Origin of the sequence: Dactylosporangium sp. NPDC000521 (assembly GCF_042898305.1) — a bacterium.
In the GTDB taxonomy this organism is placed as follows: domain Bacteria; phylum Actinomycetota; class Actinomycetes; order Mycobacteriales; family Micromonosporaceae; genus Dactylosporangium.
Genome location: NZ_JBIAYW010000008.1, coordinates 411,702 through 427,128 on the forward strand (window position 1 = coordinate 411,702; position 15,427 = coordinate 427,128).

Below are 15,427 nucleotides of genomic sequence, written 5' to 3' on the forward strand. Positions count from 1 at the left end.
GGCGGGCAGTCAGGTACCCGGGCGAGACCCAAGCGCTTGCCCGGCCGCACCGACCACGCCGGCCTCAGCCATGGCCGGTGGCCCGACGATTGAGTCGCCGGCCACGCCAGCCCCAGCGACACTGCGCAGCCTCGCCGGTAACCTCACCGCAGCACCGGCCGACCACAGCACCGGCCGGTACACGATCATCACGTTCCGGCAGTGGGCCGCCGACACCACCGGCAACACGACCGGCGGCGGCAACAAGGCGGCCACCGTCACCGAAGTGGTCGAAGAGCATCTCCGCGTGATCGCCGCCGACCGCTCCGGGTACGAAACCGTCACCCGCTACCCGGCCGGCACCCAAACCCCCAGCCCAGGCGCATCGGGCGCACAGACCCAGACCGAGGAACGCGGTCCTGGACAGTTCCGCGACGGCATCCCAGCGCCGCTCGGCACCGACTCCGCCGTCCTCGCGTCCCAGATCAACACGGTCCAACCGTGGGAGAACGGCGCCTTCTCCGGGCTACGCGCCATCGCCGACACCGCCACCACCACCCACCTCACCTGCTCGGTCCGGGCCGCCGCCCTCGACGTCTTCACCACCATGGGCGGCAAGGACAGCGGCCCGGTCACCGACTGCGCCGGCCGCCCGGGAATCGCGATCACCGTCGACAGCGACAACCACGCCGTCCGAGACACCCTCATCATCGACGCATACACCGGCGTCGTCCTCGCCTACGAACTGCGCCTGCTGCGCAACCCCGGCAGACACTGCGGCCGGTACCCACGCACCGAGAACTACATCCTGTTTCTCACCAACGAGCACCGCGACACCGCACCCACCCCGGCGCCGTAGGCCCGCCGACCACAAGGCCACCATCGGCCAAGACGCCTTGGCACCCCGGCGAACGGCACCGCGGATACAACCGCGCCCCGTCCCGCCGTCCCGCCGTCGCGGCGTCGCGGCGTCGTCACCGCGACGGCGGGCACGGCACGAACGACCACCCAAACCGACGCAACCGCGAACGGCAGGCACCCACGGTGAAGCGCACCATCCACATCCTCCACGACGACCTTGACGGCGGCCCCGCAGACGAAACCGTCCTGTTCGAACTGGACGGCAGCACCTACACCATCGACCTGTCCGCAGCGCACACCGCGGAGCTCCGAACCACACTCGCTCCGTACATCCGGGCTGCGCACATCGTCCAGCCACCCGAACCTGTACGGAGCAGCCGGACCCGTGGCAGCCAGAGCCGCGCGAGCCGCCGTGCTGGCGACCGCGGCAGCAGACCGCAGCGCCGATCGGACGCGGCGCAACGCCGGGCGGAGAACACCGCCATCCGCGCATGGGGCCGCGCCGCCGGCCACGACGTCCGCGATCTCGGCCGGCTCAATGCGGCACTCATCGCGGCCTACCACCGGGCAGCGGCCGCCTCCCGCTCCCCGCAGTGACCATCACCCCGACCGCACCCAACCGCGGGATGCGGCATTCGACCCCACGCGGCGTCGCCGGTCGGGAGGCACGAGCGGGCACAGGCGGGCGGCGGCGACCGCCGAGTCCGGAGCGGTGAAGACGACGCCGAGGCTCCGCATTGCGGTACCCGGCAAACCCGAACATCCAGTAGTACAAATGTACGACTGGTCGTTTTTGTCATACCCATGTGTCACTATCTGCTGTCGAAGCAATGCTGATCGTCGATCTAGCTCATTGAGCGGGGCGTCGTGGGGAGGCGTTGATGGGTGCGGGGCAACCGCCTGATCTGTTCACGGTCGAGGACGCCTCTTCCGAGCCGTCGATGATCGAGATTCGCTCGCCGGCTGCGGACGCGTCGGTGCGGGCGAGGTGGCGGGCGCTGGTGCTGACCGATCCGGTGGCTCGCCTGGTTCGCAATGCCGGTCATGCCGGTGTCGACGACGACGTGTTCGATCTGCGGGAGTTGGCGCTTGCCGCGATCGACGTGGCGGTCGCCTCCATGGGTTTCGCGCGGCAGATCACCCTGGCGCAGCTGGTGGAGAACGTTGCCGAGCTCGCGCGGCTGATGAACGACGGGGATGATCCTGCGGCGGCGGTTGAGGCTGCGCGGTGGGTGGTCCGTGGCCTGCTCAATGATGCGGAGAATCAGAGCAAGTTCGTGTACGTCTTCCACAACGTGCGTGCGACGCCGCGGCGGCGCGAGTGGTACGCGTTCAAGCTGCTGTCGTTGCAGGACAGCCCGTCCGGCGCGGTCGTGCAGGCGTCGCCGCAGGCGGTGATGCTCTATCTCAGCGGCCTGAACCTCGATGTCGACGATGCTGAAGAGGCCCTGTCGGTGGTTCTGCGCCGCCAGCTGGATGACCGCCGCTTCGAGGCTGCGGGCCGGACCGCGGAGACGGCGGAGCGTGCGTCGGTGGCGATGGCGGCCACGTTGGCCGACATCATCGAGTCGACCCGCCGTGACGTGCGTTCAGCCGACTGGCAGGTGGATGTCCCGGCCCGGCTGACTCGGGCCCGCAAGCACGTGGAGGCTCGGATCGAGGCGGACGGCGAGGTGGTCGGTCATGTCATGTCCGGTATCGACGCGGAGTCCGACGCTGCGGTCCGCCGTGCGTCCGGCGACCTGGTCGAGACGTTGCACCGGATCCGCGACGTGCACCTCGATCTCGCGCAGCGGGTCGCCGGCGCCCGGGAGGTCCTCGAGCAGGCGCAGTTGCGCCAGATCTTCGCCCGGCCCGTCCTGCGGCAGTTGCGGCTGCTCAACGTCGAACGGGAGCTGTTCGAGCCGGTCCTGACGATGACCGCTGCCGAAGCCCAGGCGGTGGGTGAGGCGTTCACCGACCGGGTGCTGGGGTTCCGGCTCCCGCGGGTGCTGCACCTGGGCGATCTGCTGGACCTGCTGCTCGCCCCGACCAGGCAGGTCGCCCCGATCGAGTACGTGCCGGAGGATCCCGGCGACGCCGACGAGGCCGACGCGCAGGCGTATCCGCCGGAGGTCATCACCGCGGCCGCCCGGATCCTGCGTCAGGCCGAGCAGCGGCCCGTGCCGCTCACCGAGCTCGTCGACGCGGCCTGCACGGTCGACCCGGAGCAGGTCGGCGGCGCGGTCGACGACGTCGTCGAACTGGTGACGCTCGCGGCGCTGTGGGCCTACGCCCCCGACCTGCCCGAGCCGGGGGACTCACCCACCACCGGGATCGACGCGCTGATCGCCTCGCTGGCTGCACAGCGCACCGGCGACACCATCGACCGGCCCACGGTGTGGGGCGACCAGCTGATGATCTCTTCGACCGAGGCGGCCTCATGAGCATCTCCCTGGAAGACGTCCGGCACGCCGCCGAGCTCGTCAGTTTCGGGCTGCGTCCCGGCGCCCGCCCGACCGACGGCAATCCCTATGGCCTGCTGCTGCACCGCTACCGCACCGAGGCCGTGTTTCGCGATGCGGTCGACGTCCTCGCCAGCGGGTTCGGTCTCGTGGTGCTGGGGACGTCGACGCGGACCGGCATCGTGGTGACCACGCAGCCCGGCAGCGTCTTCGCCATCCGTACCTCGGACCTGCGCAGTACCAGCATGAACGCGGACGAGAAGCTGGTGGCCGGCCTGGTCACCTTGGCGATCGCCGCGTACGCCTTCCCCCATCCACGGGACCTGGACAGTACCGACGTCAAGATCGTCGAGGTCGTGGCGTTGGACACCTTCATCCGCTCCGCGATCCGGCGGGTGTTGGCCACGACCGGTGATGACGGCAACGACGCGCAGGCGCGCCGCGCCGCCGACGTCTACGACCGGATGACCGCGTTCCTGCCGAAACCCAATCAGCCCGGACCCGCGAAGGGATGCACCCAGTGGGCGATCGGGGAGGTGCTGGGCTGGCTCGTCGAACGTGGTGCCGCCCGCCCCGCCCCGACCATGGGCGCCACCACCTACCAGCTCACCGACCGGTTCCGGCTGCTCGTCGCCGACGTCGCCGGCGGCGAGGCCCTCGAAGCGATGCGCGACGCCCGACGCGAAACGGAGACCAGCTGATGGCCGCCCCCGCCCGGCTGTGGAAGATCCACCGGATCTACCTCGACCGTATCGGTGCCCCCGCCGCCCGGTTCCGCGACGTGTGGCTGGAGTTCGGCAGCCGGACCGGCAACCCGCTGGACACCATCCTGTGGATGCGCAACGGCGGCGGCAAGTCCACCCTCATCGCGCTGATCTGCGCGTCGATCCGGCCCGCCCGCAACGACTACCTCGCCACCGCCGAGACCGGCCGCCACCTCGAGGACTGCGTGCTGGGCGCGGACACCGCGCACATCGCCATCGAGTGGCAGGACCCGGACGGCCGGCGCATGGTCACCGGCGCCGTCTACGAATGGACCGACCGGATCCAGCCCGCCGACCCGAACGCCTCCTGGGAACAGCTGCAACAACGCTGGTACGCCTTCACCCCCTCACGCCCGGCCGCCGAGATCGACCTCCTGCCGTTCCACGACGCCGAACAGCACCCGACGACGTTGAAAGTGTTCACCGACGCGATCACGGCCCTGCCACCCGGAGCGGACTCCGTGGTGGTCGACTACAAAGATCAAGGAAAATGGACGAGCGCGCTGCAGGACCGGGGCCTGGACCCCGGCCTGTTCACCGCCATCCTGAAGATCAACGCCAGTGAAGGCGGCATCGAGAAACAGTTCAAGTTCTCCACCACTGACGACTTCGTGCGGTACCTGCTCACCCTGGTCGGCGACTCCACAGCGTCCGGCAAGCTGGTCACGCTGCTGGGTAAACACCGCGTCAGCATCGCCCGACACCCACGGCTACGTACCGAACTCGACTTCACGCAGGAAGCCGTCGAACACCTCAAGCTCCTCAAGGACGACCACCAGCGCCTCCGCGACGCCGAGCGCGCACGCGCCGGGCAACGGCGCCGATCCCGACGCCTGGCCGCGTCTCTTACCGAGGCCGCCACCCAGACCCGCACCAAGATCGCCTGGTACGGCGTACAGGCTGGCGAACAACGCGACCGCAGGAAGCAGTCCGCTGACAGCGCCGACGCCTATGCGCGTCTGCACCGCGAGTACGAGTGGTGGACAGCCGACCTGCGGCACACCGCCGCCCTCGCCAGCAGCGCGCAGGCCGCCGAAACCGTCACCAAGCTCCATGAGCTCAGGCTGGCGTGGCAGCTGGTGCCCACAGTCGTCCGGCACACGCAGTTGTCCACCCGCCTCACCGGTCTCCGCGAGCAGCAAGCCCGAGACGCAGCCGACGCCGAGCCGGCCCGACGCGCCTACCAGCAGGCCGCCGCCCAACTGATCTCGGTGCTGCACCGATCCCAACGCGAACTCGGACCGGCGATCACCGCCAACGACGAAGCGGCCGGCCTCGCCGCACGCGAGCAGCAGAAGGCCCGCGACACGATCGGCGCCGCCGACCGCGCACTCGGGGCGCTCACCGCTGAAACCAACCAGCTCGAAAGCCACATCGACACGTTCGAGAAAGCTGTCGCGCGGGCCGTCAACGACGGACACCTGCCAGCCGACGCCGACCTCACCGACACGCACGCGGCAGCCACTGCCAGCCACACCGAGGTGGTACGCCAGATCGACGTCGAACTCCCAGAGGCGATCGCCACGCTGGCTGAGGAACGCCGGCCCGTCGACGCCGAGTTCGACGCCCTGAACCGGCAGCTCACCGAACTCGGGATCGCCCTGCACACGCTCGACAGTGAACGCGTACCCCTGCTCGAAGAGATCGCCCGGCTCGGCAGCCATCCCCGGCTCACGCTGCTGGGCCAAGCCGACGTCGTCGACCCGATCGCCGCGAACCGCACCCTGCAACAGGCGCTCGCCGAGGCGATCATCGCCGTCGACGGCGAACACCTCGACCTCGCCGTCGAGGACGCCGACGACCGCCGTGCCCTGCAATCGCTGGCCCAACAGCCCGGACTGCTCCCGGCATCACTCGACCTCGCCCGCGCCGCCGACGTCCTGCGCGAGCACAGAATTCCCGCAACCACCGGCTGGCACTACCTCGCCGACTCGGTGTCCCCCAGCTCCTGGAAACACGCCATCGACACCGCACCGTCCCTGGTCGCCGGCCTGCTGGTGCATGACGCCACCCACCTGGACCTCGCCCGGCAACACCTGGACGCCGCCGCGCTCACGCCCGGCACCACCGTCCACGTCTCCACCACCCACGCCCTGCAAGACGCCATCGACACCACCGTCGACACCGGCAACGCATCGGTCGACGGCTTCGTCGTACCACCGGCGAACGCGTTGTTCGACCGCGACGCAAGCACGGCCGAGATCGAACGCCGGGAGGCCGCCACCGCGACCCGCGCCGACCGCATGCAGCACCTGCAACGTGCCCGTGACAGCGATCAGCAGCTGGTCCACGAACTCAAGATCCTGGCCACCACCTGCCCTCCAGGCCACCGCGAACACCTCGCCGCCGAACACGAACGCATCACCGAGGCGCAGGCCACATGCCAGCAACGCCTCGCCGACCTCAGCACCCTGCGGACCGGCTTCGACACCCGCGCCGAGATCCTCAGCCACCGGCGAACGCAGGCCCTCAGCGAGGAAAGGGTCATCAACACCCGCGTCCAGATCCTCAGCAGGCTGACCGAACAACTGCCCGCCGTCACCAGAAACCGTGCCCGCCTTGCCGAAATCCCGGCAGAACGCGGACGGCACGACACCGCGCGGACGACCGCCACGGCGCAGGAACAGCAGCACGGCCGGACCGCACAGCAGGCCAAGGCCGCAGCCGACCAAGATCGACGAACCGTCGCAGGTCTGCAACGTGAAGCGGCCGGCCTCGCCGACGCCGCCGGCGAGGTGGCCGCCGAGGCCGGCACCCTCTCCCTCGCACAGGCCCGCAGCCTGTTCGGCACCGCCCACGAGGCGCACCAACATCAGGCGTCGCTCGACGTACTGGCCGCCACCATCCAGACCCTGGCTCAAGAAGCCACGACCCTGGCAGCCGTCGTCAGCGCCGCCCCCGAAGCCGTGCAGACCCTCGCCGGTGAGCTCGCGGCAACCCCCGCCGCAGCCGACCCGACCACGACCGCCGACCGCCTCGCCACCGCCGAACGCGAAGAGTCCGAGGCCGTCGGCGACGCCGCCGTCAAACGCAAGGACGCCGAGAACGCCCAGACCACCCTGCAAGCGGCGGTGCTCAACCGGCCGGCCCACACCGAGCTGATGCTGCTGGTCACCGAACCCACCGACCTCGACCACGCCCAACGCCTGCAGGCGGACGCCGACGCACAGCACCACCATCACCGCACCCAGCAACAGGCCGCAGCCGGCGCCGTCGAGGCCCTCGAAGCGAAGATCGAGCGACTCACCACCGACGCCAACCAGTTCGACCAGCTGGCCGGCAGTCTCTCCAGCGACGACGAGCAGCCGATCGACGGCGCCGAACCTCCCACCGCGTACGCCGGGACGATCACCGACGCCATGGCCGAGGCCGACACCGCGCGCAAGGAACTCGGCAAGGCCGACCGCGGCGTCACAGGTGCCCGCAGCACCGTCACCGAACGCGGGTTCGCCATCAGCCGCTGGGCCGGGCAGTCCCGCTTCGAAAAGGTGGCCGCCGAAGTCAAAGACCGATTCATGGGCGGCGAACACACCAGCGGACTCGCCGAAGAAGCCGACCAACTCATCGACGACATCTCCCTCTACCGGGCAAACCTTCAAGGGCAACTTGACGAAGTCGAGTACGACAAAAGCATCGTCGTCACCGCGCTGTGCGGCGAAGCCCGCGACGCCCTGAAGATGCTGCAACGCGCCCAGAGCCAAGCACAGCTACCGCCAGGCATCGGCGAACACCTGAACAACCGGCGGTTCCTTGAGGTCGGCCCGAAACGCGGCGCTGACACCACACCGGCCGTCATCCGCAGCCGCATTAGCGCCCTCGTCGACGGCCTCGTGCAGAAAGAAGCCAAAACTCAGCTCGACGGCAAGACCCTGACCTGGCAAGCCGTCTCCGCCGCCGTCGGTGGCCCAGGCAACTTCATCGCCCGCGTGCTCAAACCCTCCACCAACCTCGCCGACGAACGCGAACCCGTCGAACGCATGGGCAAGTGGTCCGGCGGCGAAAAGGTCACGATCAGCCTGCTGCTGTTCTGCATGCTCGCCCGCCTCCGCGCCGCCAGCCGCGGCACCGATCACCCCGGACTGGGCGTCCTACCCATGGACAACCCCCTCGGCACCGTCAACTACGTCGCGTTCCTCGACCTGCAACGACGAGTCGCCGCCGCCAACGGCATCCAGCTCATCTTCCTGTCCGGACTGGCCGACATGCGCGCCATCGGCCGCTTCCCCAACATCATCCGCATGAAGAACACCCACAACCACGACCGCACCTACGCCCAGGTCAACGACCGCACCGTCAGCGACGACACCCTCGCCGCCATCACCACCACGAGGCTCACCTACCCCCAGCAAGAAAGACTGCTGTGACGCACCTCAGCGCCCTCGCCAGCCACCTGGCCGCCGCCGTAGCCGCCCACCGCACCGGCCGGATACCCCTCAGCGTCCTGCGTGCCGCAGCCCACACCGCGGACCTGTCCCTCGCCGGCGACGCCGACGCCCGCCGCAAACTCGCCGCCGCGCTCGACGAACTCACCACCAACGGCATCATCCGCAGACCCGCCAACCGCGCCGCCTGGGACCACACCATCCAACCGCCGCTGCCAAACTGGGTCCAACGCCGCACCGAACGACAGTCCCCGACACCCGCACCAGCAACGGTCACCACCGCATGGCACGCCCGGCTCGCCTGGGCCGCCGCGTTCGTCGCCGACGAACGCCCCACCACGGCCGAACTCACCCTGCTCCACGCAGCGAACCGCTACCTCGCCGGACACCAACCGAACGACATCGTCCCGATGCGGGAACGCTCCTGGGAACTCCTGCACGACGAAAAAGCACTCGACACCCTCAGCAGAGGAAGGCTGTTCACGCCAAACCGGCTCACACCGACAGACCTGCACTGCGAACGCATACCCCTGCCCATCATCCAATGGCAGGTCGGCGCGGGCACCGACGCGCTCATGGTCGAGAACCACACCACCGCCCACAGCCTCGCCCGCTGGCTGCACCCCGACGACACCATCGGCGTCGTCATCTGGACCGGCGGCAACCAACTACCCCAGGTCCTCGCCTCCCTCCCCACCGACTGGCAACGCCCCCTGCACTACTACGGTGACCTCGACCTCCGCGGCATCGAAATCGCCGCAGACGGCACCAACCACGCCCAAGCACTCGGCCTCGGACCACTGACACCGGCCTCGAATCTGTACCGACTGCTGTTGCAGTGCGGCACACCACAAAAACCGAAAACCCGCGTGCGGCACGTCGCTGCCGACGACGGGATTCTCGACTGGTTCCCACCCGACCTCCGCCAGCCCATCGGCGCGATCATTGCCGCAGGCCTACGCATTCCCCAGGAAGCAACCGGCACAAAACAACTAGCTAGCATCGACCCACGGACCTTCAGCCTCGTGCGATCTGCTGCAGCCTCAGCACCGGAAAGCCCCTCAGGACCAGCACCACGGCCCTAAACAGCCAGAACCTACTCGTCGATGGCTACCCGCTCGCCGGCCCCAGGGTCCACATCCCGAGCCGGCCGGAACCATCCAGGCGCGATCGCTGTAGACACCGGCGGAACGCGGCTCTCATCGGGCGCGGTCGGTGCGTCGCGGCGGCGGCCCGAGGCATACTGACGGTCGGCTCTGGTCGCCTTGACCGGCTGAGGTCGCTTGCCACATAGCAAGGCAATACCGTGGGCTCGGGCCTGCCATACGGATGCGTCAAGCCTCAGAAAAGGCTGCTCCCAGCGCCAGCCCGATTCACCTTCTTGAGGTGCTGTGCCCGTGCGTGCAGCTCATCGCGAACCCGGGCCGGCGGGTGCAGACCATCGGCGCGAGGGATCAGGAACTGCTCTGCAGCCTGCTTCCGCGCTGCCGCAGATACCGCCCGCTGATATCCGGTGTCCTCCAGCAGCGAGGCTGCGAGCTCGTCCAAGCGGGCTTCCAGCTCCCCGTAGCGTTCGTGTGCGAGGTCGTCCAGGCGTTCGGTCGCACGTCGAACCGCCCGCCAACCCACCGAATCGTCGGTATCTGCCGGCAGGAGCCGCTCACCTACTCGCCGCCGATCCGCGAGCTTGGCAGACCTGAACTCCGGCAACGAGACCAGCTTCTCGGCCAGCACCGCGGCTTGCACCTCCCACTCGTCGCCGCTCCGAAGCTCTGCCTCAGCGTCGCCGTCCTCGTCGTTGCTGGACCAGATTCGCGACGCCTTCCTCCTCGCGATGCCATCGAAATAGTCGTCCCACTCGTCGATCCATTCCGTTCGTCGCTCCCAGAGATGGACCAACCCGTTCGCGGCGAACGCGACGACAATCTCTCCGACCTGACCACGAAATTCGAGCAGCCGCTCGGGGAAATCCTCGCGCCGGTCAGCGATGTCGGGTTCAAACGGCCGAGCACTGAGGTACAGAACACCGTTGCACAGCTTGCCGGCCAGCTCAAGAAACCCAGGCAGGTCAAGCACATCAGGTTCAATGATCACATCCGGGCCGACGTCGCGGGCGGGCACAGCAGGCACAACGATCAAAGCGTGCTGGGCCGCGAAGGTACTGACGACAGCCGACAGGTCGGTAAAACTCTGCATGGCCGCACCGTAATCGTAGGGTATGACAAATTCGTCGACGGCTAGTTAGCCAGTTGCGTGACGCTGCATCCGCCGAGAATTCCCGGTCAGAGCCGCGAACTGGTCGGCGGGATAGGTTTCAACCGGTCCGTCGGTGCGGTGGACTTCCAGCAATGGCACACCGACCGGTATCCGCAGCCGCTGCGCCTGCTCCCGACTCGGCATCCGGGCCACGACCACGTCGCCGCCGCCCAACGCGACGAACGCACGTGCGGGCTGCGCACGGACCTGAGCCGGCCGCCCCCGCTCGGTGGTGATCAACCCTTCGTGGCGCAGCACGTCGATCGCCCGCCGCACGGACATCCGGCCGACCCCGTGCATCCGGCCGATGCCGTCCTCCGGCGGCAGCGACGCACCGGCCGGGTACACGCCGTCCAGAATCTCCTGCCGCAGTACTGCGGCGACCCGCACATACACCGGACTGTCCGCATCAACGTCTGTCACCATGCAAACACTGTAAGCCATAGGGCCGCATGTGGCTATGAGCTGCCGTGACAGATCTCCAGGATGGTATTCGAGGCAGTGGTCATCCGGCGGCGAGGTCAGCACTGGCGTAGATGCGACGCTGGCGGTTGAGTGACACCGTGCCCGACAACAGGAAGCCGCTCAACGCACCGCAGCGGTCGGTGCTGGCCTGGATCGGGGCCGGCTGCCCCGACGGCGTGATGACCGGCACCACCTACAAAGCCACCGCCGTCGCGCTGCAGAACCGGCGACTCGTCACAATCGCCAGGCCGAGTGGCCGGTGGACCGCGACACCGACCGCGGATGGGACGTACTACCTGGCAAACGACGCGTACCCACCGCTGCCCGACCGGCCACGCCGACCGACCCGCCCGCAGCAGGACACGCCAGCCCCACCCGGTCGCCCCGCCACCACAGCCGGACAACGTCCAACCCGCAAACCGACGCCGCCAGAACCGAGCCCGTCGCGTGCTCCGGCACCGGCCAACGTGCGGCCTGTCACACGCAAGCCGGGTCCGGCGCAACGGCTGGTGGACGACGTTGCGGCAGCCGGCGGTGTCCTGGTGGTCCAGCGACCGACCTGGGTGAACGGCCACCCCTCCAGCATCGACTACGAGACCCTCGTCCAGGCCGCGAACCGGTACCGGAAGGTCCCACCCGGCACCCGCCTCACCACCCGTAACCTGTCGTGGCCCGACATGGAGGTCCGCCTCGAACCGGACGAGAGCAACGCCTCGACCGCCCCGCCGCAGGTGTCCGTCCCCGCCAAGGTCACGACCTACCACCCCGCCGTGGTGGCATTCCGCGACCGCACCAACCGCCACGAGATCTCCCCGGCCCACCTACCGAGAGCATGCCGGCTGCTGCACGCCCTCACTCTCGCGGCCGAACACCGCGGCCACACCGTCGAGGTGCCGCCCGACCCGCCCGGCCGGTACGCCACCTGGAGCGGCACCGGCGACGGACACCTCACCATCAGCATCGACGGGCGCCCCTACGCGCTACGCATCCGCGAAGACGGCCTCCCCGCCCGCGGCGCGTTCAACCGCACCAACCCGCCCGGCACCCCGTACCCGACCCGCGACGGGACCGGACTGCTGCACCTGGCGATCGTCGGCTACAGCAGCGGCGACGGGCACGTCGGGCGCTGGGCCGACGGCAAACGCGACCAGCTCGAGGCCAAACTGCCCGCCGTCCTCGCCGAGGTCGAACGCCGAGCCGCCACCGCCCACCAGCGCCACGAAGCGATCCACCAGCCGATCCGCGACGCCGAAGACCGCCGCCGCGCCGCCCACGCGAACGCCGAAGCCGCATACATCGAGGCGCAACGCGCCCGGCACTTCGCCGAACACGTCCAGCGCTGGCAACTCGCCCCGCACGCTGCGGCGTTCGTCGCCGCGGCACGCACCGAGATCACCCGCCGCGCAGACGCCGGCCACGACGTCACCACCGCCCAGCAATGGCTCGCCTGGGCCGAACAGCACGTCGCCAGCCTCGACCCGCTCACCGGCGAACTCGCCCTGCCCACAGCTCCCGCCCCAACCTCCGAGCAGCTGCAACCGTTCCTGACGCCACCGGACCAGCCGCCGCAGCCGTGACACCCCGCCCGACGAGCGAATGCTCTGCGCAAGTCACGACGGAGGACTTCGACTCCGTGTCCTGAGTACGACATGTCACGGCAGCGGAGCCGCGTCCCATACTCAAGCCGGTGGTGGTCCGCCAGGACGGTGCAGCTCGCGATCGAGGTACACGCCGACAGGGTCATGCAGCCGCGACGGCACCAGCCGGGCCAGGTCAACACGGTCGCACCACGCAGCCTCGACCACCTCGTCCGGCGCCGCCGCAGACGCGTCGCCGCCGATGACGTGGCAAGCGACGTACGCGATCCACCGTCCCGTCGCCGGATGCAGCCGCGCGCCAAGCCTCCCGACCGCAGTGACCAGCAAGCCCGTCTCCTCCCGGGCTTCCCGCACCGCCGCTACGGCGTCAGATTCCCCGACCTCGACCTTGCCCGCCGGAAACTGCCACACCAGCCCAACCTCCGGCACACTGCGACGCACGAGCAGCACCCGACCATCGCGCACAATCACCGCTGCAGCGATCCGAGGACGCCGATCAACGGGCCGGCCATCACTCTCGACGAACACGAGCACTCCTCAACGTTGCCCCGGCGTTTTGCGGATCCCAGCAACCCACATGTCCTGCCAGCCCCGTCGGTGCGGGAAGTACACACCCGGGGCCACGGTGGGCATGCCGGCAAACCTGAGCCACCGCGCCAGCGCAACCTCATCGCCAGCGTCATATCGGCGTGCACGGCGACCGCCCGGAAGTGCCAGCTGACGACACCTGTACAGCCCCCTCACGAACGTCGTGGCGGGCCGAGGCCGCGGTGACGCGCGGTACCACCGAATCACCGACACCCGAGGCGAGACGGTCCTCGACGGGCGTCAGCTGGGCAACATCGAATGCGTCTCGGACCAGGGCGGCGAGTTATCCACAGGCTGCGATTGATGCTGGCGTCGCTCGCTAACGGCACCGCATCCTGGACCGCGAGCACGACAGGCGATCGGAGGCAATCGATGGGATCGGTGGGACGCGGTCCAGGCTGCCGGGTGGTCGGCTGGTACCGCCGGGCGGCGTCGCCGTCGCCGGACGAGCTCGACGATCTGCGGCGACGGCAGCGCCTGCTGGTCGTGGCGCTGCTCGACAGGGTCCGGGTAACCCTAGCCGGGCTGGTCGTGCTCGGCGGGGCGATCGGACTGCTGACCGTCGGCGTCGGGATCACCGACCACGCTGAGCCCACGCGGGTCGTGGCCGGAGCGCTGCTTGTAGCCGGCGGAGTGTGCGGCGGCCTGAGCTGGTGGCCGCGGGCGGCGGCCGTCCGGTGGTGGATGCTCACCGCCGGAGTGGCGCTGGAGACGGCCGGTCTGGTCTGGCTCGCCGCCACATCCTGACCATCAACGAACCATCGACGGAGAGCATCCGCGAACGACATCACGGGGGGTGCGTTACATGACGATGACGGTGCAACCAGAAATGCTGCAACGATACGGGGAACTGCTGCGGCGGGCGGGCGACGACGCAGCGGCCGGGCATACGCATCTGCAACGGTTCGCGGTCCGCGACGCCTCCGGCGGGGACTGGATCGGCTGGTTCGGCCCGTTCCATGAGCAGGCAGTCGACGACGTGCACCGAGTCCTCGCCCGGTTCCACGCCGTCGCCGACGCCGCTGGCGACGGGCTGCACGCCGCGGCCCGCTACTACACGAGCACCGACCGGGCGGTCGCCGACCGGTTCGACGCCCAGCTGCCGCCCGGCGCATGCCCACCCGGCGACCTCGGCCGAGCCCTGGACCAGATGTGCCTGCCGGGCTGGTCGATGCGGGACCTCCGCGAGCCGCAGCACCGGCTCCACGCCCCGGAAGCCGAAGACCCCACCGGCCCGGCCGGGATCCCGATCGGGTACCTCGACACGCTGTCGCTGTCCGGCGCTGCCCTGCACGCCCTCAAAGCCGTGTTCGGGTTCGACCCCGTCGAACGACTCGTCCGGCCGCTGCTCGGCGACTGGGAACACATCGCCGCCTGCGGCGCCGTCCTGCACCAGCTCGCCGCCCTGTGCGGCGACATCGCGGTCAACGTCGCCGCCGGCGACCGAACCCTGATGACCAGCTGGCACGGCAACGCCGCCGCAGCCGCCGACGACTACTTCACCACCCTCGCCGTCCGCACCGACCACCTCGCCGCACCGATCACCGACCTCGCCGACCTCCACCACCAGGCCGCAACCGCCGTCCACACCGCCGGCGAAGCCATCGAAGCCGCGATCACCCGTCTGCACGGCATCCCCGACCTCGAACTCTCCGGCGCTGCGTACCACCACCCCGCCGTGACCACCCCATCCGGCGCCCACGGCGCCTACCAGACCACCTGACCCCAAGCCGAAAGGAACGCCGTGACCCAGACCGCTGACCTTGACGCCCGCATTCCCGGCCTCAACCGTCTCCTCGACGCCGTGCTGCGCCATCTTGCCAGCGGCAACGACCCGGCCCTCCGGGAAGCCGCAACCGGCATACGCGCCGGTACCTACACCCTGCACCAGGTCATGACCAGCACCGCCTACGCCGACCTCCTCACCTCAGCCGTCGACGCGTTCACCGCCCACCACGAGGCCCTCGACCCCGACCCTCAGCAGCAACTGCGCAAGGATGGACAAGCGTCCCTCGCCCGGCTCGCCGCCGGTATCTGAGCGGGCAACCGGCGTCGAGACCGACCTGTGGCCGCGTCCGGCCGACCAGACC

General features: G+C 69.5%; 14 protein-coding genes. 10 read left to right on the plus strand and 4 right to left on the minus strand.

Going from position 1 to position 15,427, the window contains the following annotated elements; genetic code table 11:
- The first annotated feature begins 70 nt into the window (after positions 1–70).
- The 6 genes from ACFY3L_RS27395 (at position 71) to ACFY3L_RS27420 (ending at position 9,515) form a co-directional block, all read left to right on the plus strand.
- On the plus strand, positions 71–838 hold the full coding sequence (locus ACFY3L_RS27395; protein ID WP_389329792.1) for a hypothetical protein: 768 nt from the start codon (positions 71–73) through the stop codon (positions 836–838).
- Positions 839–1,023: 185 nt separating this feature from the next.
- Positions 1,024–1,437, plus strand: coding sequence for an Lsr2 family protein (locus ACFY3L_RS27400; protein WP_389329795.1), 414 nt, complete (start codon positions 1,024–1,026; stop codon positions 1,435–1,437).
- Between the two features lie 284 nt (positions 1,438–1,721).
- The gene (locus ACFY3L_RS27405; RefSeq protein ID WP_389329798.1) at positions 1,722–3,266 is read left to right on the plus strand and encodes a hypothetical protein; all 1,545 of its coding nucleotides are present in this window, start codon (positions 1,722–1,724) and stop codon (positions 3,264–3,266) included.
- Positions 3,263–3,985 carry a hypothetical protein gene (locus ACFY3L_RS27410; RefSeq protein WP_389329801.1) on the plus strand — a complete coding sequence of 241 codons (723 nt, stop codon included), beginning with the start codon at positions 3,263–3,265 and terminating at the stop codon, positions 3,983–3,985. The genes ACFY3L_RS27405 and ACFY3L_RS27410 overlap by 4 nt, the downstream gene beginning before the upstream one ends.
- Before the next feature lie 248 nt (positions 3,986–4,233).
- Positions 4,234–8,412, plus strand: a complete 4,179-nt coding sequence (locus tag ACFY3L_RS27415) for a hypothetical protein (protein WP_389329804.1) — start codon at positions 4,234–4,236, stop codon at positions 8,410–8,412.
- Positions 8,409–9,515: a Wadjet anti-phage system protein JetD domain-containing protein gene (locus ACFY3L_RS27420; RefSeq protein ID WP_389329807.1), complete on the plus strand. Its 1,107-nt coding sequence runs from the start codon at positions 8,409–8,411 to the stop codon at positions 9,513–9,515. Before ACFY3L_RS27415 ends, ACFY3L_RS27420 begins: the two co-directional genes overlap by 4 nt.
- 256 nt (positions 9,516–9,771) lie before the next feature.
- On the opposite strand, the gene ACFY3L_RS27425 is transcribed toward ACFY3L_RS27420, so the two are convergent.
- The 3 genes from ACFY3L_RS27425 to ACFY3L_RS27435 all read right to left on the minus strand — a co-directional run bounded on the left by ACFY3L_RS27425 (position 9,772) and on the right by ACFY3L_RS27435 (position 11,344).
- Positions 9,772–10,626: a hypothetical protein gene (locus tag ACFY3L_RS27425; protein ID WP_389329809.1), complete on the minus strand. Its 855-nt coding sequence runs from the start codon at positions 10,624–10,626 to the stop codon at positions 9,772–9,774.
- A 45-nt stretch (positions 10,627–10,671) separates the two neighbouring features.
- Positions 10,672–11,112, minus strand: a complete 441-nt coding sequence (locus ACFY3L_RS27430) for a GntR family transcriptional regulator (RefSeq protein WP_389329812.1) — start codon at positions 11,110–11,112, stop codon at positions 10,672–10,674.
- A 79-nt stretch (positions 11,113–11,191) separates the two neighbouring features.
- Positions 11,192–11,344, minus strand: coding sequence for a hypothetical protein (locus tag ACFY3L_RS27435; protein ID WP_389329816.1), 153 nt, complete (start codon positions 11,342–11,344; stop codon positions 11,192–11,194).
- A 349-nt stretch (positions 11,345–11,693) separates the two neighbouring features.
- On the opposite strand from ACFY3L_RS27435, the gene ACFY3L_RS27440 reads away from it, so the two are divergent.
- Entirely contained in the window at positions 11,694–12,728 is a 1,035-nt protein-coding gene (locus tag ACFY3L_RS27440) for a hypothetical protein (RefSeq protein WP_389329819.1), read from the plus strand.
- Between the two features lie 102 nt (positions 12,729–12,830).
- Here the strand turns inward: ACFY3L_RS27440 and ACFY3L_RS27445 are convergent, their stop codons facing one another.
- Positions 12,831–13,277, minus strand: a complete 447-nt coding sequence (locus ACFY3L_RS27445) for an NUDIX hydrolase (RefSeq protein WP_389329821.1) — start codon at positions 13,275–13,277, stop codon at positions 12,831–12,833.
- A gap of 441 nt (positions 13,278–13,718) precedes the next feature.
- Between ACFY3L_RS27445 and ACFY3L_RS27450 the strand changes: the two genes are divergently transcribed.
- The 3 genes from ACFY3L_RS27450 to ACFY3L_RS27460 all read left to right on the plus strand — a co-directional run bounded on the left by ACFY3L_RS27450 (position 13,719) and on the right by ACFY3L_RS27460 (position 15,375).
- The gene (locus ACFY3L_RS27450) at positions 13,719–14,084 is read left to right on the plus strand and encodes a hypothetical protein (protein WP_389329824.1); all 366 of its coding nucleotides are present in this window, start codon (positions 13,719–13,721) and stop codon (positions 14,082–14,084) included.
- Positions 14,085–14,166: 82 nt separating this feature from the next.
- On the plus strand, positions 14,167–15,060 hold the full coding sequence (locus ACFY3L_RS27455; RefSeq protein WP_389329827.1) for a hypothetical protein: 894 nt from the start codon (positions 14,167–14,169) through the stop codon (positions 15,058–15,060).
- 21 nt (positions 15,061–15,081) lie between these two features.
- Complete coding sequence (locus ACFY3L_RS27460; RefSeq protein WP_389329830.1) at positions 15,082–15,375, plus strand: hypothetical protein; 294 nt, start codon at positions 15,082–15,084, stop codon at positions 15,373–15,375.
- Positions 15,376–15,427 lie beyond the last annotated feature (52 nt).

Excerpts from the sequence above, each read along its gene's own strand:
- ACFY3L_RS27405 (WP_389329798.1), top strand. The coding sequence starts at position 1,722 with ATGGGTGCGGGGCAACCGCCTGATCTGTTCACGGTCGAGGACGCCTCT.
- ACFY3L_RS27430 (WP_389329812.1), bottom strand. The coding sequence starts at position 11,112 with ATGGTGACAGACGTTGATGCGGACAGTCCGGTGTATGTGCGGGTCGCC.
- ACFY3L_RS27395 (WP_389329792.1), top strand. The coding sequence starts at position 71 with ATGGCCGGTGGCCCGACGATTGAGTCGCCGGCCACGCCAGCCCCAGCG.
- ACFY3L_RS27455 (WP_389329827.1), top strand. The coding sequence starts at position 14,167 with ATGCTGCAACGATACGGGGAACTGCTGCGGCGGGCGGGCGACGACGCA.
- ACFY3L_RS27425 (WP_389329809.1), bottom strand. The coding sequence starts at position 10,626 with ATGCAGAGTTTTACCGACCTGTCGGCTGTCGTCAGTACCTTCGCGGCC.
- ACFY3L_RS27410 (WP_389329801.1), top strand. The coding sequence starts at position 3,263 with ATGAGCATCTCCCTGGAAGACGTCCGGCACGCCGCCGAGCTCGTCAGT.